17 protein-coding genes are annotated in these 17,693 nt (G+C 71.4%); 11 read left to right on the top strand and 6 right to left on the bottom strand.

Annotated features, from left to right (window positions below; all coding sequences use genetic code 11):
- Positions 1 to 175: 175 nt before the first annotated feature.
- The 11 genes from MFF21_RS07495 (at position 176) to MFF21_RS07445 (ending at position 11,817) form a co-directional block, all read left to right on the top strand.
- The gene (locus MFF21_RS07495; protein WP_012454460.1) at positions 176 to 1,783 is read left to right on the top strand and encodes a TolC family protein; all 1,608 of its coding nucleotides are present in this window, start codon (positions 176 to 178) and stop codon (positions 1,781 to 1,783) included.
- 33 nt (positions 1,784 to 1,816) lie between these two features.
- Positions 1,817 to 3,238: a multicopper oxidase family protein gene (locus MFF21_RS07490; RefSeq protein ID WP_041371993.1), complete on the top strand. Its 1,422-nt coding sequence runs from the start codon at positions 1,817 to 1,819 to the stop codon at positions 3,236 to 3,238.
- A 170-nt stretch (positions 3,239 to 3,408) separates the two neighbouring features.
- Positions 3,409 to 3,693 (top strand): copper-binding protein, encoded by a 285-nt coding sequence (locus MFF21_RS07485; protein WP_012454462.1) that lies wholly within the window; start codon positions 3,409 to 3,411, stop codon positions 3,691 to 3,693.
- Positions 3,694 to 3,764: 71 nt separating this feature from the next.
- Entirely contained in the window at positions 3,765 to 4,475 is a 711-nt protein-coding gene (locus tag MFF21_RS07480; protein WP_012454463.1) for a copper-binding protein, read from the top strand.
- Positions 4,476 to 4,578: 103 nt separating this feature from the next.
- Positions 4,579 to 5,217, top strand: a complete 639-nt coding sequence (locus tag MFF21_RS07475; protein ID WP_009864849.1) for a c-type cytochrome — start codon at positions 4,579 to 4,581, stop codon at positions 5,215 to 5,217.
- A 95-nt stretch (positions 5,218 to 5,312) separates the two neighbouring features.
- Positions 5,313 to 6,398 (top strand): glycosyltransferase, encoded by a 1,086-nt coding sequence (locus MFF21_RS07470; protein WP_012454464.1) that lies wholly within the window; start codon positions 5,313 to 5,315, stop codon positions 6,396 to 6,398.
- Positions 6,399 to 6,456: 58 nt separating this feature from the next.
- Positions 6,457 to 6,837, top strand: coding sequence for a hypothetical protein (locus tag MFF21_RS07465; RefSeq protein WP_009862577.1), 381 nt, complete (start codon positions 6,457 to 6,459; stop codon positions 6,835 to 6,837).
- A gap of 125 nt (positions 6,838 to 6,962) precedes the next feature.
- Positions 6,963 to 7,487 (top strand): uracil-DNA glycosylase family protein, encoded by a 525-nt coding sequence (locus MFF21_RS07460; protein WP_012454465.1) that lies wholly within the window; start codon positions 6,963 to 6,965, stop codon positions 7,485 to 7,487.
- Positions 7,488 to 7,907: 420 nt separating this feature from the next.
- Complete coding sequence (locus MFF21_RS07455; RefSeq protein ID WP_238254537.1) at positions 7,908 to 9,227, top strand: SIR2 family protein; 1,320 nt, start codon at positions 7,908 to 7,910, stop codon at positions 9,225 to 9,227.
- Entirely contained in the window at positions 9,227 to 9,757 is a 531-nt protein-coding gene (locus MFF21_RS07450) for a hypothetical protein (RefSeq protein ID WP_012454467.1), read from the top strand. The genes MFF21_RS07455 and MFF21_RS07450 overlap by 1 nt, the downstream gene beginning before the upstream one ends.
- The gene (locus MFF21_RS07445; protein WP_096485554.1) at positions 9,754 to 11,817 is read left to right on the top strand and encodes an AAA family ATPase; all 2,064 of its coding nucleotides are present in this window, start codon (positions 9,754 to 9,756) and stop codon (positions 11,815 to 11,817) included. The genes MFF21_RS07450 and MFF21_RS07445 overlap by 4 nt, the downstream gene beginning before the upstream one ends.
- Before the next feature lie 279 nt (positions 11,818 to 12,096).
- Here the strand turns inward: MFF21_RS07445 and MFF21_RS07440 are convergent, their stop codons facing one another.
- The 6 genes from MFF21_RS07440 to MFF21_RS07415 form a co-directional block, all read right to left on the bottom strand.
- Positions 12,097 to 13,074 (bottom strand): 3'-5' exonuclease, encoded by a 978-nt coding sequence (locus MFF21_RS07440; protein ID WP_012454469.1) that lies wholly within the window; start codon positions 13,072 to 13,074, stop codon positions 12,097 to 12,099.
- A 119-nt stretch (positions 13,075 to 13,193) separates the two neighbouring features.
- Positions 13,194 to 14,180: a metallophosphoesterase family protein gene (locus MFF21_RS07435; RefSeq protein WP_012454470.1), complete on the bottom strand. Its 987-nt coding sequence runs from the start codon at positions 14,178 to 14,180 to the stop codon at positions 13,194 to 13,196.
- Positions 14,181 to 14,251: 71 nt separating this feature from the next.
- Positions 14,252 to 16,039, bottom strand: a complete 1,788-nt coding sequence (locus tag MFF21_RS07430; protein ID WP_238231523.1) for an AAA family ATPase — start codon at positions 16,037 to 16,039, stop codon at positions 14,252 to 14,254.
- 35 nt (positions 16,040 to 16,074) lie between these two features.
- On the bottom strand, positions 16,075 to 16,362 hold the full coding sequence (locus tag MFF21_RS07425; RefSeq protein ID WP_009861606.1) for a hypothetical protein: 288 nt from the start codon (positions 16,360 to 16,362) through the stop codon (positions 16,075 to 16,077).
- A gap of 43 nt (positions 16,363 to 16,405) precedes the next feature.
- On the bottom strand, positions 16,406 to 17,179 hold the full coding sequence (locus tag MFF21_RS07420; protein ID WP_012454472.1) for a metallophosphoesterase: 774 nt from the start codon (positions 17,177 to 17,179) through the stop codon (positions 16,406 to 16,408).
- A gap of 75 nt (positions 17,180 to 17,254) precedes the next feature.
- Positions 17,255 to 17,632, bottom strand: coding sequence for a hypothetical protein (locus tag MFF21_RS07415; protein WP_009862505.1), 378 nt, complete (start codon positions 17,630 to 17,632; stop codon positions 17,255 to 17,257).
- Between the last annotated feature and the right edge of the window lie 61 nt (positions 17,633 to 17,693).

Below are 17,693 nucleotides of genomic sequence, written 5' to 3'. Positions count from 1 at the left end.
CGGTCACCGCGGGCGTGGCGCGCTACGACGTGGTCGATCCCAAGGACTGGCGCGAGCTCAACCGCGCCGTGACGCCGAAGTCCGGCTCGGGCGGCATGGAGGGCATGGACCACTCCCGGATGCCCGGCATGAACATGCCCGGCATGGGCGGCAAGCGCGACACGGGAGGGCGGTGATGGGACCCACCTGTAACCAAACCCCGCCCGCCCACGGACTAACCCCCAAAGGGAACTCACGGATGACCTTGCCTCAGACTCGCGGGTCCGGCGTCCGCCGGGGAGCCGCAGCGTCGCTCGGCCGTCGCGCCCGGACCGCTGCCCTCCTGGCGTCGGTCGGGGTGCCGCTTGGCGGCTGCGTGGGCTTCTCGGCCGACGGCGGTCTCGGACCGGCGCACAGCTACGCCGCCCTGGAGCTGAGGAAGGACATCGTGAAGGTGTCCGACGAGATCGCCGCGACCGGCGCGGCGGCGCGCGCGGACCAGCTGCTGCGGCGCCCCCTGACGCCCGACAGCGCGGTTCAGGTCGCCCTCCTGAAGAACCGCGCCCTGCAAGCATCCTTCAACGACCTCGGCGTGTCGGAAGCCGAGTTCGTCCAGGCGACGTTGCCGCCGGTCCCGCGGCTCTCCCTCAGCCGAACCGGGGGCGACTTCACCCTGGAGGTCGAGCGCTCGCTCACCGCGAGCCTCATCGAGCTCCTGACGCTGCCGGTCCGCATCCCGATCGCGCGGAACCGTTTCAGGGCGGAGCAGTACCGCGCGGTCGGGCAGGTCCTGCGCCTCGCCGGCGAGGCGCGGCGCCAGTTCTATCGCACGGTGTCGGCGAACCAGTCCGTCGCCTACCTGGAGCAGGCGCTCGCGAGCGCCGGCTCCGCCTCCACCCTGGCCAAGCAGCTCGGCGAGACGGGCGCGTTGAACAAGCTGGAGCAGGCGCGCGAGCACGCCTTCTACAGCGAGCTCGGGGCGCAACTCGCCAAGGCGCGCGTCCTGCAGCGGGTCGAGCGCGAGAAGCTGATCCGCCTGCTCGGCCTGTGGGGGCGCGAGATCGACTTCAAGCTGCCGAACGGCTTGCCGTCGCTGCCCGGTCGGCTGGTGAGCGGCACCCAGATCGAGGCCGAGGCGATCAAGAAACGCGCGGACATCCAGACGGCGCGCTTCGAACTCCAGTCGCTCGCGGGCCAGTACGGCCTCAACCAGGTCAGCGGCTTCATCAACGTGCTCGATATCGGCTACTCCGACCGTTACGAGCGCTCGAAGGCGTTCGAGCCGAACGAGCAGGGCGGCTTCAACGTCACGCGCGACAAGAGCTTCGGCCGCGGCTACACCGTCGACTTGGTCATCCCGATCTACGACTTCGGGACGACGGTGGTGCGCGGAGCGCGGGAGGCTTATCTCGGCGCCGCCCATCGCCTTGCGGAGAAGGCGGTCAACGCCCGTTCGGAGGTCCGCGAGGCCTACCAGCGCTACCGCGGCCAGTACGACATCACCCGGCACTACCAGGGCAGCGTGCTGCCGCTGCGCAAGACGATCCAGGACCAGGCGTTGCTGCAGTACAGCGGCATGCTGATCGACGTCACCACGCTGATCATCGACGCCCGCTCGCGGATCCTGAGCAATATCCAGGCCATCGAGGCCCAACGCGACTTTTGGATCGCGGCGACCGACCTCAGGGCGGCCGTCATCGGCGGCGGCTTCACCGGCGAAGGCTTCGGTGGCGAGTCGGCTGGAGCCGAGGCGGTGGCCGGCGGCGGTGGCGACACCCTCGCGGCCGCCACGCCCGGCGGCTGATGCCGCTCCCCCACGAGACCCATGGAGAAACCGATGACTGACATCTCGCGAAGGGGCCTGCTGGGCGCTGGGGGGCTCGTCCTCGCAGGAACGTCCATGATCAGCGGCCGCACGCAGGCCGCCGGCCTGCCCGAGGCGCCCTCGATGGACAAGGCGACGACGCAGCCGCCGCTCGTGCCGACCACCGGGGTGGACTACCAGCCGGTGGTGACGCTCAACGGCTGGACGCTGCCGTGGCGCATGCGCGGGGACTGGAAGGAGTTCCATCTCGTGGCCGAGCCGGTCGTGCGCGAGATGGCCCCCGGGATGAAGGCGCATCTCTGGGGCTATAACGGGCAGTCGCCCGGGCCGACCATCGAGGCGGTCGAGGGCGACAAGGTCCGCATCTTCGTCACCAACAAGCTGCCGGAGGCGACCGCCGTCCACTGGCACGGCCAGACCCTGCCCAACGGGATGGACGGGGTGGCGGGCCTGAACCAGCCCGGCATCCCGCCGGGCAAGACCTTCGTCTACGAGTTCATCCTGAGGCGCTCGGGCACCTTCATGTACCACCCGCACTCGGACGAGATGGTCCAGATGGCGATGGGCATGATGGGCTTCTTCGTCGTGCATCCGCGCGATCCCGCCGAGCGGCGGGTCGACCGCGACTTCGTCTGGCTCCTGAACGCCTACGACATCGAGGCCGGGTCCTACGTGCCCAAGGTCAACACGATGCTCGACATGAACATGTGGTGCTTCAACAGCCGGGTCTGGCCGGGCATCGAACCCATGGTCGCGCGCCAGGGCGACAAGGTGCGGATGCGCTTCGGCAACCTGACCATGACCAACCACCCGATCCACGTGCACGGCGTCGACTTCAAGGTCACGGGCACCGACGGCGGCTGGATCCCGCCCGAGCGCCAGTGGTTCGAGGTCTCTGCGGACGTCGCGGTCGGCCAGATGCGGGCTATCGAGTTCAACGCCGACAACCTGGGGGACTGGGCGGTCCACTGCCACAAGTCGCACCACACCATGAATGCCATGGGCCACTCGGTGCGCACCTACATCGGCGTGAACCTGAAGAGCACGGCGAAGCGCATCCAGAAGATCGCGCCCGGCTACATGCCGATGGGCTCGACCGGCATGGGCTCCATGGCCGAGATGGAGATGCCGCTGCCCGAGAACACGCTGCCGATGATGACCGGCGCCGGCCCGTTCGGATCGGTCGAGATGGGCGGCATGTTCACCGTGCTGAAGGTCCGCCCCGACGTGGCGCCCGGCGATTACAGGGATCCGGGCTGGTACCAGCACCCAGAGGGCACGCTGGCCTACGAGTGGACCGGCGAGCCCCTGCCCGAGCCGACGCGGGCGCCGGACACGCCCAAGGGCCGGAAAGCCCGCGAGACCGACCTGCGCGTGGTCGACCCGCGCAAGCGCCGGACGGCCTCCAACCCGGGCGGTCACGGAAACCACTGAGCCGGCGATGCCGGATGTCTTCCAAGCTTCCGCCGGAACGACGCCCCGATGCGGGCGGGCACCGGCGGACGGGTTCGGGTGGACCTAGTCCGCCCGAAAGCCGCTGCGCGGGCGCCATCGCCCCTCAACAAGTGCCCGTGCAGCGGCACAACGACCATCAGGAGAATACGATGAGGAAGGTACCTCCCTTCGCCCTCGCCGCGCTGCTGGCTCTGGCGAGCCCGGCCTGGGCTCAATCGGTCAAGGCCACGGTCACGAAGGTCGACCCGGCCGCCGGCAAGGTCACGCTGGACCACGAGCGCATTCCGAAGCTCGACATGGACGCCATGACCATGGCCTACAAGGTCAAGGACCCGGCGATGCTCAAGGACCTGAAGTCCGGGGACAAGGTCGAGTTCGACGTCGACGAGGCCGGCGGCCAGTACACCGTCACCCAGATCCAAAAAGCCAAGTAGCGCCTCGAACGGGCCCGCCGCGCGGGCACGCCCGATCACGCGCGGCGGCCCCATGCCGCGGAGGAAATCACATGCGACGTCTATTGCTGTCGGCCGCCATGAGCGTGGCGCTTGCGAACCCGCTCTCGGGCGGGGCCTGGGCCCAACCCGCCAAGGGTGCCCCGGCCGCTCTGGAGCGCGTGCGCGAGGTCATGGCGGACCGGTTCAAGAACCTCAAGCTGACCGGGGACCCGGATCGGGACTTCGCCGAGCTCCTGATCGCGAGCTACGAGCAGTCCCTCTTCCTCGCCAAGGCGCAGCTCGATTACGGCGGCGACCGGCAGCTGCGCGAGACCGCGCAGAAGATCCAGGACGAGCAGCAGCAGAAGATCGACGCCCTCAAGGAATGGCAGGTCCGGAGCCGGCAGTCGGACTACCGGCCGCAGCCGAACCAGACGCCGTCCGGCGAGGGTCCGCTGGACCGCAAGGCGCAGGCGGGCGGCTCGACCCAGCCCGCGTCGCCGTCGCCCGCGCCGGCGTCCCCCGCCAAGCCTGCCGCGGCCCAGCCCCCTGCCAACACGCCCCTGGTGAGCGGGACCGTCCAGAAGGTCGACGAGGCCGCCGGCAAGGTCACGCTGGACCACGAGCGCATCCCGAACATCGACATGGACGCCATGACGATGGCCTACCGGGTTGCCGACCCTGCCATCCTCAAGGGGGTGAAGGCCGGGGACCGGGTCCGGTTCTCCGCCGACCGGGTGAACGGGCAGCTTGCCATCACGCGCATCCAGAAGGCGCGGTGAGAAGACGGATCCGACGAGAGCGCTCATCCCAGTTCGTCCGACGGCCCCCCCGCACCTGACGCGTGGGCGGCCCGTCTCTGAACCGGTCACTCAGGACACATCCATGCAAACCGCCAAGATCGCCTTCCTCACGTTGCTCTCGGCCGGCATCCTGGCGACGGTCGCCGCCGCGGCCGTGATCTACGCTGGCGTCTTCAACGTCGCCGCGACGGAGCCGCACTGGGCCCTGACCTCGTGGGTGTTGGAGACGGCACGGGTGCGCTCGATCCGAGCCCACGCGGCCGGCCTGCTGCCGCCGGCGGGCTACGACGAACAAGCCAAGCTGGTGCCGGCCGTCGGGCACTTCGCCGAGCATTGCGCCACGTGCCATGGCGGACCGGGCACCAAGCGCAACGAGGTCGCGGAGGGCATGTATCCTGAGCCGCCGAATCTCAAGGAGGCCGCGAAGCGCTACAGTGCGGGCGAGCTGTTCTGGATCCTGAAGAACGGGATCAAGATGAGCGGCATGCCGTCGATGGCGAGCGACGGGGACGAGATGCTTTGGGCGACGGTCGCGCTGCTGCGGAAGCTGCCGGAGATGACCGACGACGAGTACAACGACCTGTGGATGCAGGCACAGGCAGGCGACGCTCATGCCGGAATGAACCACGGCGCCGCCGGGACGGACGGCACGAAGGCAGCGGAGAACCCCTCCAGCACAGCGCAGCCGGACGGCGGCGCGCGCCACAAGCACAACCATTAGCGGGAGCCGTACGACGCCGGCGCCGAGGCAGGGTACTTCCTGTGAATGCTCCACCTGCTTCCGACAGGCCGAGACCTGTTCCGCGTAGAATTCTGATGTACGTGCACGCCCTCGCAGGCGGCGGAGCAGAACGCGTGTGGGCAATCCTCGCCACTGAATTCTGCAAGTTCGGACATGAAGTAGTTGTGGCCGTTGATTACGAGGCCCGGGAAAACATGGCTCATTTGAGCCCCGATGCTCGGCTTGTCGTGTTAGGAGGCGGACATCTACGCTCAACGGCGCGCCTTGCCGGGCTGATACGTCGCGAGCGGCCGGACGTCACGATCTCCGCGCTGGCCTCCTCAAACCTCAAGCACACGGTGGCAGCGGTCCTGGCCGGCCGCTTGCGCCGGAGCGTCATCACGTACCATGGCTATACGGCGAACGAGCGTGGGCTTCTCAGCCGCATCGGCTACCTCGCCACGCCGCTTCTCACCCGGATGGCCGCTCGTACAATCGCCGTCTCGGACGGGCTTGCCCGATACCTGCAGGAGAGGCTTGCGGCCAATCCGAGCCGCTTGAGCCGGATCTACAATCCGGTCCTCTCTGATCGCGTGGCGGAGAAGGCACCCAACCGGACCGTGCCGGTCATCCTTTCCGTGGGTCGCCTGGACCATGCGAAGGATCATCAGACCCTCCTGCGCGCCTTCGCCAAGGTACGACAACCGAGCGCGCGCTTGGTGATCCTCGGCGAGGGGGTCGAGTATGCGCGTCTCGAAGCCGAGATCGACCGCCTCGGCCTGTCCGGCCGGGTCGAGCTTCGCGGCTACGTCATGGAACCCTGGCCGGCCTTTGCGGAGGCGAGTTGTCTCGTTCTGTCCTCACGCGTCGAGGCCTTCGGTCTTGCCGTGGTTGAGGCCCTAGCCCACGGCATGCCGGTCGTCGCGACGGATTGCGACGGGCCGCGCGAGATCCTGCTCGACCCGGCGCTTGGGGTTATCGTTCCGGTCGGCGACGCCACGAAGATGGCCGAGGCTATCGAAGCCGTCTTGGAAGATCCGGGCGACGCTGAGAGACGCCGGCGGCGCGCGGCTGACTTCTCCCCGCGGCGCGCGGCCACGGCCTACGACGCCTTGTTCGAGGCAGTTGTGGAACGGGATAGCAGTCTTCGCCCCTCCCTGTTCGGGCGACATGGAACCTAGAAAACCGCGCCGAAGACGCGTTTACCACCGATTTCTGGCTTGTTACGAGGAAAGCACGATGAAGCTCTTCGCGATTCCGTTGGTTCTTGCCCTCAGCCTCGCATCCGGTTCTGCCCTCGCCCATGGCGAGGCACCCAAGGCCGCGCACGGCGGCCTCGTGCAGGAGGCCCAGGAGCTCTGGCTGGAACTCGTGGTGAAGGACACCGACGTGACCGTCTACGTCCTGGACGAGATGCGCAAGCCCGTTCCGGCGTCCCAGGTCTCGGGCACCGCAACGGTGCTCGTCGGCGGCAAGAGCTACAAGGTCGACCTCAGCCCGGCCGGCTCCAACAGCGTGCAGGGCAAGCTTCCCGTCGCGGCGAGTGGCCAGGTCGTGGCAACGGTTTCGCTCAAGGTCGGCGGCAAGGCCGCCACCGCGCGGTTCACGAACAAGGCTTGAGCGGCCGGGATCACGAAGCCGCCGCAGGTGCGGTAACGGTCGGCGAAGCGGCTAGCTGTCAGGCAGGCCGGTCGCCGGTCGTCCCAGGAAGCCCCGGCCCGGCCTGCGGTCGCGAGCCTGCCGACATGACACCGGCCGCCTTCATCGATGCCCTGGCGGCGCTTCGCTTCCGTGACGCGTTCAACCCCTACGCCGTGGTCTGTCCGGATCACGACGGGGCCGACGCCCCGCAGATCCGGAGGGAGAACCTGCGGCTCGTTCCGGAGGCGGCCCTCGCGGGAGGCGTCGATCCGATCTGGATAGCGCGCGACCTCGGGTATCGCGGCGGGCGGCGCACTGGCCTGGCGCTCACGGACGAGGCTCACCTCCCCGCCCATGCCGGCCTCCATGGGCAGTTGCCGCTCTCACGGGCCGCCCGGGGGCCGGCGGTGGCCGAGCGCACCGCGACGGTGACCTGGCAGGTCCTCCGGCACCTGCGGCGCCCGGTCTTCCTCTGGAATGTCTTCCCGCTCCACCCGCACGCCTCCGGCGGCCCGCTTCCCAATCGCTGCCACAGCCGGTCTCGAACGGCAGGCTTCCCCCCACCTCCTCGAATGGCTGGTCTCGGAACCGCGCCCTCGCACCATGGTCGCTATCACGAGGGACGCTGAGGCGGCCCTGGCGGATTTGGGCATGACGGCCGAGCGGGTCCGCCACCCCAGCTACGGTGGCTAGGGCGAGTTCATCGCCCTGATGGGAGAGTTGTACGGCTTGCCCGCCAAGGTCCAGCGCGAGGTGCAGCCGACGCTGCCTTGAGGGCGGGACAGCCGCCGGGCCTTGCCCAGAGAAGCCATGCGGGCCCGCGCCTCGGACCTGTCTCGCCAGACCCATCAGCCGCCCCGGCCCGGAACAGGCGGCCTGAAACCTTGTCGCCGAGACGACAGCGCGCAACCTACGCCGGCGCGACTTTCTGGGCCGACGGTTCGATGCGCGTGCGGCGTGGGCGAGAGAAGCTGGGTCGCCTTACTTTGCCTTGAGTGTGATCTCGGTCTACGCCACCGTAAAGGTTCGCGAGGCAAGGGAGGAACGGGTTGGACGCGGCGGTTCGTGCGCGATTGCTCGCCTCCATGGAAGCGGGGCGCCTCGTCATACTCTGCGGTGCCGGATTGTCGATGGCGCCGCCGAGCTCCCTACCGTCGGCATGGTCCGTGGCCACCAGTTGCTACGACCGGTATGTCATGAGCATCGACCCCGCGTGCCCGCCGGGGTTGCGCGGCGACCTGGAAGCCTTGGCGGAGATCTTCGCGAGGGACGACACCCTCGGCTCGGTCTTCATCGAGGCCCTCGTTCCCTGGGAGAGTTTCGTCAGGCCGCCGAACGCCGGCCACGCGGCGGTGGCGGACTTCCTGATCACGCGCATGGCTGCCGGCGCCGTATCGGCGAACTACGACAACCTGATCGAGCGCCGCGCACAGGATTACGGGTTCGACCTCGCCGCCTCGCTCGACGGCGACGAGGCCACCGTGCGGGCCCGCATGCACGCGCCCTTGCTCAAGTTCCATGGCTGCTCGGTGCGCGAGCGGCGCGCCACCGTCTGGACGGCGTCGCAGCTCACCGAGGACGGCGTGATCGCCGCGCGCATCGCCAAGACCAAGACCTGGATGGCGGCGAACCTGCGCGAGAAGGACCTGCTCGTCGTCGGCTTCTGGTCGGACTGGTCCTACCTCAATGCCGTTCTCGCCGAGGCGATGACGGGCGTCGCGCCGCTGTCGGTGACCCTGGTCGACCTCGCGGGCGAGGACGTCCTGCAGGCCAAGGCCCCCGAGCTCTGGACGTTGGCCAATTCGGGGAACGTCCGCTTCGCGCATGTCAGGCGCTCGGGGGCCGAGGTCCTCGACGAACTCCGCCGGGCGTTCTCCCGGGCTTACCTCCGCAAGGTGCTGCACGCCGGACGCGCCGCGGTGGAGAGGGAGACGGGGGCGGCGTGCGAATCGGCCTGGCTCGATCCCCCCGATCTGGGCAGCGAGGACCTCTACGGCCTTCGTCGGGACGCCGAAGGCGTGCCGGCCACCGCCGCCGCGACCTTGCGGAACCCCGGCCCTTCCGAAGTCTTGGGCTACGCGCACCTGTTGCTGCGCCGTGCCGGCGCCGTCCAGACCTCCGTCGGCTATGATCTCGCCGGCCGCCGGGTCAGGGTCGTGAACGGTTCGGGTACGCTGCTCCAGACGACGCAGGACCGGTTCAGGGAGACACCGTTCGAGGTCGCCGACGTCGTGGTCTGCGCCGGCGCCGTCGACGTCGGCCTGCCGGTGAACCTCGTGCGGGAGGGGCGCCCGGGCGACATCATCCGGCCGGGCGCTTCGGCGGCGTGGCTCGACCTTCCCGCGGCACGCCAGGAGCTCGGTGTGTGATGGACATCGCGACCCAATCCGAGGTGCTGCTCCGCTCGGCCGGCTACGAGACTTGGACCTGGCCGGGCGGCAGCGTGCCGGTCGTCTGCTTCGAGAATGCGTCCGTCGCCGGCTTCCTGCACGTCTTCGGGAGCGGCGAGAGCCTGCTCGCCGACTGGCGGCAGGTCCAGCAGGCCACGCTCGGCCGACATGCGGCCTCGCTGCGGTCCGCGGGCGCCAAGGCCTGGAACGTCTACGCCTTGTTCCTGGCCGGCGGTGCCGAACCCGGCCTCGCGCGGCAGATCGAGCGGATCGAGGAGAACTTCTCCATGACCCGCAAGATCGCGCGCGGCGACCTGCGCACGGCGGCCGACCTGCGAAGGACGTTGTTGCCCCTCCTGCCGGTTCTCAGCGCGCCCGTGATCGGCGGCGCCGACTACCGCGCCCGTCTGCGGTCGCGGTTGAGCGACGTTCCGGACGCCGCGGTGGCCGCCTTCCTGGGCGCCGCGAGCGCTTCCGACGTGGCGCGCATCCTGGTGGATGCGCCATGAGGCTCGACTACCTCGAACTGTGCGGCTTCCGGGGCTTCCGGGAGCGCCAACGCGTGGATTTCGGCCCCGGCTTTACCGTCATCTGCGGACGCAACGGCGTCGGGAAGAGCACGCTGTGCGACGCGGTCGAGTTCGCGCTCACGGGCCAGATCGACAAGTACCTCGTCGACAAGGCGGCCAGGGAGAGCCTCGACGACTATGTCTGGTGGCGCGGCGAGGGGCAGCCGGAGGCGCACTTCGTCACGGTGGGGTTCCGTGCCGATGACGGGAGCGGCTTTGCCGTGACGCGCTCGCGCGAGACCGGCGCCGACCGGGACGCGGCCCGCATCGAGGCACTGCTCTGCGTCCCGGGCGCGAAGCCCGAGCGGGCGCTGCAGCAGGTCTGCAGGACCTCCATCATCCGCGACGAATGGATCGCGGCGCTCAGCCTCGACCTGACGGAAACGCAGCGCTTCGAGCTCGTGCGGGCGGCGCTGGGCGCCATCGAAGGCCCGGATTACGCCGCCAAGGCGCGCGAGGTCATGTCCTCCGCCGAGGGCGCGCACAATACGGCCGCGCACGCCTACGAGGAGGCGCGCGCGCGCCTGACGGCGGCGTTGACCGATCTGGAGGAGACCCGGGACGTCGCCCTGCAGGCCGGCGACATCGCCGCCGCCCTGTCCAGCCTGGACGGACTGACGCCGGCCGGCGGCCAGGACTTGGGCAGCCGGGTCGCGGCGGCGCGGCAGGCGCTGGCCCGCCGCCGGCTGAGCCTCGGCGAGATGGGTGGGGTCGCGGACGAGGTTCGCGCGGTGACCGCGCTGCGCGACACGGTCGCCGGCCCCGATTTCCGCGCGGGCCGGGACGCGGCGGCGGTGGCGGCGGCCGAGGCCGAGGCCGCGGTCCGGGCGGCCCGCCACGCGCTGGAGGCTGCCGAGGCGCGCCTTCACAAGGAGCAGGAGACCGACGCGCTCGCCGCGTCGCTGGCCATCCTGGTCGACCATGGCAGCCGGGTCGGGCTTCATGACGACCGCTGCCCGCTCTGTCGCGCGCCGCAAGGCGCCTCCGAATTCGAGACGGGGCTCGCGGCTGCGCGCGAGCGGCTCGCCGCCCGGCGCTCGGGGGTGCCGGAGGCGCGCGCCGAACTCGCGGCGGCCCGGACCCGGCACGAGGCCGCGGCCGAGATCCTGCGGGAGACCGAGGCGGCGGTCCTCCGGTTCGCGTCCGCCGAGGCCGAGCTGTCGGCCCGCGAAGAGGCGCTGTCGGCCGAGCTCGTGCGACGCTCGCTGGACGGGAAGCTCGCGCACGACGCCGGCGCCCTCGACGCGGCCGTGCAGGCCGAACGGAGCCGGTTGATCGACCTGGAGCGGAGCATCCTCACCTTGGAAGCCTCGCAGGCGGTGGAACGCGTGACGGACCTAGAAGCGCATCTCGAAGCGCTCCGGGTGGAAGCCGACGCCGCGGCGGACCGGCTCGCGCGGGCCCGCGCGGCCGTGACCGCCGCCCGGACGCTGGACCGTACCGTCCGCAGGACGAATGCCGAGATCATCGACGAGCGCCTCGCGGTCATCAGCCCGCTGCTGAACGAGCTGTATCAACGGCTCCGCCCGCACTCCGAGTGGCGCACCATCGATTACGGCATACGCGGCGACGTGAAGCGCTTCCTGAGCTTGAGGGTCGGCAACGGGCTGAACCCGCAATTCGTGTTCAGCAGCGGGCAGAGGCGTGCGGCCGGCCTGGCCTTCCTCCTCTCCGTTCACCTGTCCCGACCGTGGTGCACCTGGCGGACGCTCATGCTCGACGACCCGGTCCAGCACATCGACGATTTCCGGGCCCTGCACCTCGTCGAGGTGCTCTCAGCCCTGCAGCGATCGGGCCGGCAGATCGTCTGTGCCGTCGAGGATCCGTCGCTGGCTGAGTTGCTGTGCCGGCGCCTGATCAGCGAGCCCACGTCGCCCGGCCGGCGTCACGACCTGGATCTGGTTTCCGGGGGCGGGGCCTCGATCACCCGCTCGACGGATATCGCACCGGCAATGGCCGGCGTGCTCGGGAGGACCAGGGACCTGAGTGCGGCCGGCTGAAACGGCGCGGGTATCCGCCGGCGTCGCGGCCCATCCGGCCGGGGCAAGTGTCCCACCCGCGATAGACGCGCCCGTACCCTCGACGACGGAAGGCTGCGCGCGTGCGACGGCCGTGCTCGCCGCGACCCATCGGCGATGGGGACGTCCGTCGGGACAGGCCGGCGGTGCCAGCGCTCCCCACGGCGGCGGCCCGGTCCCAGTCGTTGGCCCCGCCGACCAAGCCCTCGTCGCCGGCGAGCCCGTCCCGGTCGTGCGCGGGAGCGTCCAGGCCGGCCGACCTCAGCCCGCCACGGCGGGCCAAGCCTGCGGCGGCCGGGAGACGAAGGCGGACCGGGATTCGGTCGCCCGCCGCCATGCGTCCACGAAGGCACCGAGGTGCGGGCGCGCCGCCCGTTCGGACTCCAGGTACCGGATCAGGCCGTCGATGGCAGCGTCGTGGGCCTCCGGGCCGGTCCTTCCGGTGAGGTGCGCCCAGCGCAGGTACAGCACGAAGAGGTTCAGGCAGTCGGTCTCGCAATAGGCCCGCACGCGCCCGATCTCGCCGCGGGCGATCATGGCGGCGACCTGCGAGCCGTGCTCGCCCAGCTTCCCGGGCAGGGCCAGGAGCCCGGCGGCCTCCTCCAGGGTCAGCCGCGCGCAGGCCCCGAACTCGGCCAGGACCTCCATCAGGTCCGCGTGCCAGTCTACGGCGTAGCGGTGGCCGTAGCCGTCCCACTTGGTCCCCCTCCTGTACCAGGAGGGCACCGCGATACCGTGCATCAACGAGCGCAGCAGGAGCGTGGGGAGGTCGAAGCTGCGGCCGTTCCAGGTGACGACCCTGTAGCGGCCGGCCGCGAAGAACTTCCAGAAGGCCCGCAGCAGGCGCTCCTCATCCCATCCAGGCTCGCCCCCGCTCCGGCACGACCGGATCTGGTATGCCTCGGTTCCGGTCGCCGCGTCGCGGGCGATGGCTGCCTCGACGAAGGAGACCGCGACCACCTTGTGCCAGGCCGCCTTCGGAAATTTCTCGGACGGCCAATCCGACGGAACCTGCTCCTCGTCGGGCACCGTCTCGATATCGAGGACGAGCAACGCCTGGTGGAGGCCGGCCGGCTCCGCGACGCCGGTCCGCGCCTCCGGCCGGTCCGGACGGTGTCTCTGAGGCGCCGCGGGGGCGTGGCCGTCGAGCAACGTCGCGCCCGCGGCGAGGCGGGCCGCGCCGCCCGGCGCCTGGAGTCCGGGGCGCGCGGTCACGTTCGCGATGGCGTTGAGGGACATGTCGAGACCTTTCCGGGTTCGCGCCGCGGCGGGCTGCGGGAGGCGGGGCTCAAAGGGGCTTCCCGTGGTCCGCGGCAGCCCTCGCAGGCTCGCTGGGCGGAAAACGGAGGGGAGAGGGTTCAGACGCAGACGACGAGCGCCGGGTCGAAAGCCCGGTTGCCCTGCCTCCGCCATGGATTGGCCAGCACCCGGGTCCTTCCGATGTGATAGTCCGCCGCCGCCGGCACGCGGCCGTGGACCCAGAGCGCCGGCGCGCCCCATGCCCGGAGGACGTCCTCCAGGTCGGACGCGAAGGTCGTGGCCTCCCACTCCTCGCACTGCCACTCCGGCCAGCCCGGATGCAGCGAACGCGCCGACGGCGCGTGGTGGGTCAGGACCACGGCCCGGTCGCCGGGACGCACCCCGGCGGCCAGCGATGATGGCGGGACCGAGATGCCGTTGGACTGGATAACGACGCTCGTGAGGAAGTCCTCGATGTAGGCGCGTGACCGGGCATGGGCACCGGCCGCGTCGTACGGGCCCCAGGTCCGGTCGCGCTCCGCCAAAATGTTGTCGCCGCCCCGCCACATGTTGCGCGCGCGCGCCCGCGCGCCGCCGGCGTATGCCGCACCGCCGAGCGCCCAGTCGGTCCAGAGCGTCGCCCCCACAACGTGGACGGCAGCCCCCCGCCCGTCGTCGAGCCGGACGGCCTCATCCATCAGCACGGTGATCCCGAGTTCACGCCCCCTCTCGCGCCCGAGCCGCAGGGTCTCGTGCGGAGGCAAGCCGCCGCGGTACTCGCTGATCCCCGGCACCAGCACCACGGGTCGGCCGGCCCTCCGGTCGCCGAGCGCCCCGGCGAGCCACTCGACCGCGGCCACCAGCCCCTCGGAGATCCCGCCGGCGACCAGCAGGGCGTCATGGTCCGGAAGCGGATCCGGCAGGGCGAACGCGCCGTCGCGGACGGCGAGGTCGGACATGATCCAGAGCCGCATCCCCTCCGACCGGGCGGGAAGCAGGGGGGTCCGCGCGTTGGAGGCCGCGGTCGCGTCCAGGCTGCGGCGGGCGCGCCCGGGCCGGAAGACCGGGGGCAGGACATACGGTTCGGGCAGGATGCGGCCTGACAATGTCCGGGGTTCTCCGTCGCGAAGCGGCGGGCAGGGGCGCCGGCCGCGCTGTGGGGTGGGGCGAGTGGCGGTCAGTGCCTGACGGCCGCCTGCTCCCGGTGGCGCAGCAAGACGTCCAGCATCCGGCGGAGGCGGCGCACCGAACCGCCCCGCCACGCCCTGCGGAGGACCCTCACCTCCTCGCCCGTCAGCCCCTGGACCCAGCGCGGGTCGGTCCCGCGCTCGGCCGCGGCCTGGGCGAGCAGGGCGGGGAGCAGCGCCTCAAGATGCTCGGGACCTGGATGCGGGAACTCGATCCGCCTCAGCCTGTCGAGCAGGGGCGCCGGCAAGTTCCAGTCCACGTTCGCCGTCGCCACCACGGAGACCCAGGAGAGGTCGAGCTCCGCCTGCACGCAGGGGTCGGGGAACCGTGCGGCGGTCTCGGGCTCTAGGAAGGAAATCATGCCATCCCAGAGCCGTCCGTAGTCGCTGCGGGTCGGTGCCTTGTCCACCTCGTCCACCAGGACGAGGGGGTTGGCTTGCAGGAACCGGTTCACCGCCATGAACGGTCGCGCCGGCTCGGCGGAGTACCACCGCCGCTCCGTGCCGCCGAAGCTCGCCCCGGCGTCGTTCGAGCCGTCGACCCGGAAGACCCCGGTCCCGAGCTCCTCGCCCAACCGGCGGACGAAGCGCGACTTCCCGCTGCCGGGCGGGCCCACGATGAGGAGGTGGCCGAGGCGGACGAACGGCTTGCCCACCAGATCGCATAGGACGAAATCGACGGCCCCGCCCGCCTGGGGGAACTCGTAGAGCAGCCGGCGCCGGACGCGCACGAGATCGGGCGTCGGGACCAACGGGAGGGGCTTGGCGATGGACTTCTCGTACCCCTTGGTCACGTCGCGGCCCTTGCCGGAGCCGGTGGCGCCGATGGCCGGACAGACCAGGACGTGTCCCTCGGGCACGCCCGCGTCGGGCTCGTCCGCCGGCGCGGGCGCGGCGCTCCCGGGCATCTCGGCGGTCTTGCGCGCGGCGGCCAGCTCGGCGCGCCTGCGCTCGGCGGCGCGGGCGCGCCGCTCGACGGGTCCGAGCGCCGCCTCGCCGAACCGGAGCGCCGCGCTCCCGATCCCCTCAGTCCCGTAGTAGCGCTCGGTCTCGCCGACGGCGAGCGCGGACAGGCCGAGCGCCAGGGCGCGGGCCTGCACCCGCAGGTCCGCGATGGCCGCGTCGATGGCCTCGACCCACGCCCGGCGCAGAACCTCGGCCCGGGCGTCCTCGGGCATGGGCAAGGGCAGGAGTCCGTGCCGGCCCGCCTCGGCCGAGACGAAGTTGTCGTCGTCGTCGTCGAACTCTTCCGCCATGTCGAGGAGCCGGAGGATCGCCGCGCTCTCGTCGATGCGCGGCAGCTCCCGCCATATCGAGGCGGCCAAGCGCGCCGCGGCCGACCGGTCGGCGGGCGAGGCGGTCAACACGAGGACCGCGTCCGCGATCTCCCGGACCGTGACGGAGTCGTGGGCGGCCGCGAACCCGTCGAGGAGGCCGACGAGCGTGCGGGCCTCCGAGGGATGGACCTCTGACGGCCGCTCATCGCGGCCGTCAGAGCGCAACCTCAGGACGCGCCTGAGCAGGGCCCTGGGGCCCCGCGGCGCCGTCCCGGCGGCCATCTCCGGAAGGTCGTCGTGGATGTCCCGCGCCGGTCCTTGCGCGATCCAGGCCAGGACCGCCTCGCCGAGGCCGGCGTCGACGGCCCCCGCGTCGCGCGCCAGCATCACCGGCACCCGACCGTACAAGCCGTCGGGATCTAGGCCCGCACGCAGGATGCGCGGCAGGTGGCGCAGGACGATCCTGCGCGCGAGGCTCGGGGGTACGACAGGACCGGTCAAAGGAAATTCGTCCTCCATCTTCGTGGTCCGACGCGTCAGGCTTCGCCGCGCTGGCCGAGGCGCAGCCAGCCCTCCTCCGTCAGCGCCCATCTGAGGTTCGGGTCGAGCGCCCACATCCGGCCCGTGAGCACGGCGCTCCCGTCGATCACGCCGACGATGGCGGGAAGCGGCTGCGAGGCGGGCACCCAGCCCTCGACGAGGGGGGCCCACGCGAGCTCCCTGCGGATCGGCGACGCCCCCGCGACGACCCGCTCCAGGCGGCCGAGCAGCGTGCGCAGGGCGGCGACCTGCTCGTGCAGGTCGGCCGGAAGGTAGGCGGTCATCCAAGTCCCCCGTTTGCCGCGACGCCCGATGCGGGAGGCGTCCTCACGCGCCGACCTCCACCACGAGATCCGCGCGGAAGGCCGGGTTCTCGGAGCCGTACCCGCGGGGGTTGCAGATCACCCGTGTGGCGGCGTGCACGTAGTCGAGGCTGGCGTGGACGTGACCGTGAACCCAGAGGGCGGGGCGCCGGTCCTCGATCATCGGCCCGAGATCGGAGACGAAGGCCGGGTTCAGCGGGTCGCCGGCGAAGACCGGCGCGACGGAGGCCGGTGCCGGGCCGTGGTGCGTGACCACCACCTGGGGCAACCCGCCGGGGGTCTCCCGGAGGACGGCGTCCAGGAAGGCGCGCGAGGCCTCGTGCAGGCCGAGCGCCTCCTCCGGGCGGAAGGGCCGCCGCGCGTGGCCCCAGCGGATGCGCCGGTGGTCGTTGAGGCCACGGCCGGCGGCGTCCATCGCCGCCCGCCGCCGTTCAAGGCCATCGAGCGCATAGTCGGTCCAGAGGGTGGCCCCGCAGAACCGGACGCCGCCGAGCGCGACCGCCTCGTCCTCCAACAGGTGAATGCCGGCGGCTTGCGCGGCGGCACGGCCCAGCGCGAGTTCCTCGCCGTGGATGCGGCGGTAAAACTCGTGGTTGCCGGCGACCATCACGACCGGCATGTGGCGTCCGAGCGCTTCGGCCGCCCAGTCCACCGCGGCGCCCAGCCCCTCGCAGACGTCGCCCGCGACGACCACCACGTCGGCTTCGGGGATACGGGCCGGGTTCCACGGTGGCCCTCCCACTCCTTGGTGGAGGTCCGACAGGATCCAGATGCGCATGGGTGCCGTCCTTGGGCGATTGGGATGCGGGGCAGGGGTTCTCGGCCGGCGCCGGGGCGAACCGGTCCCGGTCGGTCACGGCCGCGGCGCCGGCGGGACGCGCGGCACCCAGGCCGCCCACCGCGCGGCGAGTTCGACCAGGTGACGCTCGTCCGGACGTCGGCGCGCCAATCGCCTCAGCGCGCTTGCGAGGACGACCGGGGCGGTTCGATCACCGCACAAGGCACGCAGCAGCAGGGCGCTCGCGACGGTGTCGGCCGCCGGTCCGCTCACCCCTTCCAGGCGCAGGACCGTGAGCGCGATGCGCGTGGTCGCGACCGGATCGCCCCGGAGCGCGGCGTCCCAGCGTCGCCGGGCGCAAGGGGGTTCGACCGCGCGCAACACCATGAGGAGCGAGCGCGCCGTCGCGGGACCGAGGGACTGCGGCGGCACGACCCGCCACAGCCTGAGCATCGGGGGCGCGCGCCTCAGCGCGGCGTTGGCGGCGGGCGGGCACGCGGGAGCGGCCGGGCAG

The sequence above is a fragment of the Methylobacterium organophilum genome, assembly GCF_022179465.1.
GTDB classification, from domain to species: domain Bacteria; phylum Pseudomonadota; class Alphaproteobacteria; order Rhizobiales; family Beijerinckiaceae; genus Methylobacterium; species Methylobacterium organophilum.
The sequence above is the reverse complement of the archived record's forward strand: the minus strand, read 5'-3'. Positions and strand labels throughout refer to the sequence as shown.

Coding starts and splice junctions, on each gene's coding strand:
- MFF21_RS07495 (WP_012454460.1), top strand. CDS start 176: ATGGGACCCACCTGTAACCAAACCCCGCCCGCCCACGGACTAACCCCC.
- MFF21_RS07490 (WP_041371993.1), top strand. CDS start 1,817: ATGACTGACATCTCGCGAAGGGGCCTGCTGGGCGCTGGGGGGCTCGTC.
- MFF21_RS07485 (WP_012454462.1), top strand. CDS start 3,409: ATGAGGAAGGTACCTCCCTTCGCCCTCGCCGCGCTGCTGGCTCTGGCG.
- MFF21_RS07480 (WP_012454463.1), top strand. CDS start 3,765: ATGCGACGTCTATTGCTGTCGGCCGCCATGAGCGTGGCGCTTGCGAAC.
- MFF21_RS07475 (WP_009864849.1), top strand. CDS start 4,579: ATGCAAACCGCCAAGATCGCCTTCCTCACGTTGCTCTCGGCCGGCATC.
- MFF21_RS07470 (WP_012454464.1), top strand. CDS start 5,313: ATGTACGTGCACGCCCTCGCAGGCGGCGGAGCAGAACGCGTGTGGGCA.
- MFF21_RS07465 (WP_009862577.1), top strand. CDS start 6,457: ATGAAGCTCTTCGCGATTCCGTTGGTTCTTGCCCTCAGCCTCGCATCC.
- MFF21_RS07460 (WP_012454465.1), top strand. CDS start 6,963: ATGACACCGGCCGCCTTCATCGATGCCCTGGCGGCGCTTCGCTTCCGT.
- MFF21_RS07450 (WP_012454467.1), top strand. CDS start 9,227: ATGGACATCGCGACCCAATCCGAGGTGCTGCTCCGCTCGGCCGGCTAC.
- MFF21_RS07445 (WP_096485554.1), top strand. CDS start 9,754: ATGAGGCTCGACTACCTCGAACTGTGCGGCTTCCGGGGCTTCCGGGAG.
- MFF21_RS07440 (WP_012454469.1), bottom strand. CDS start 13,074: ATGTCCCTCAACGCCATCGCGAACGTGACCGCGCGCCCCGGACTCCAG.
- MFF21_RS07425 (WP_009861606.1), bottom strand. CDS start 16,362: ATGACCGCCTACCTTCCGGCCGACCTGCACGAGCAGGTCGCCGCCCTG.
- MFF21_RS07420 (WP_012454472.1), bottom strand. CDS start 17,179: ATGCGCATCTGGATCCTGTCGGACCTCCACCAAGGAGTGGGAGGGCCA.
- MFF21_RS07415 (WP_009862505.1), bottom strand. CDS start 17,632: ATGCTCAGGCTGTGGCGGGTCGTGCCGCCGCAGTCCCTCGGTCCCGCG.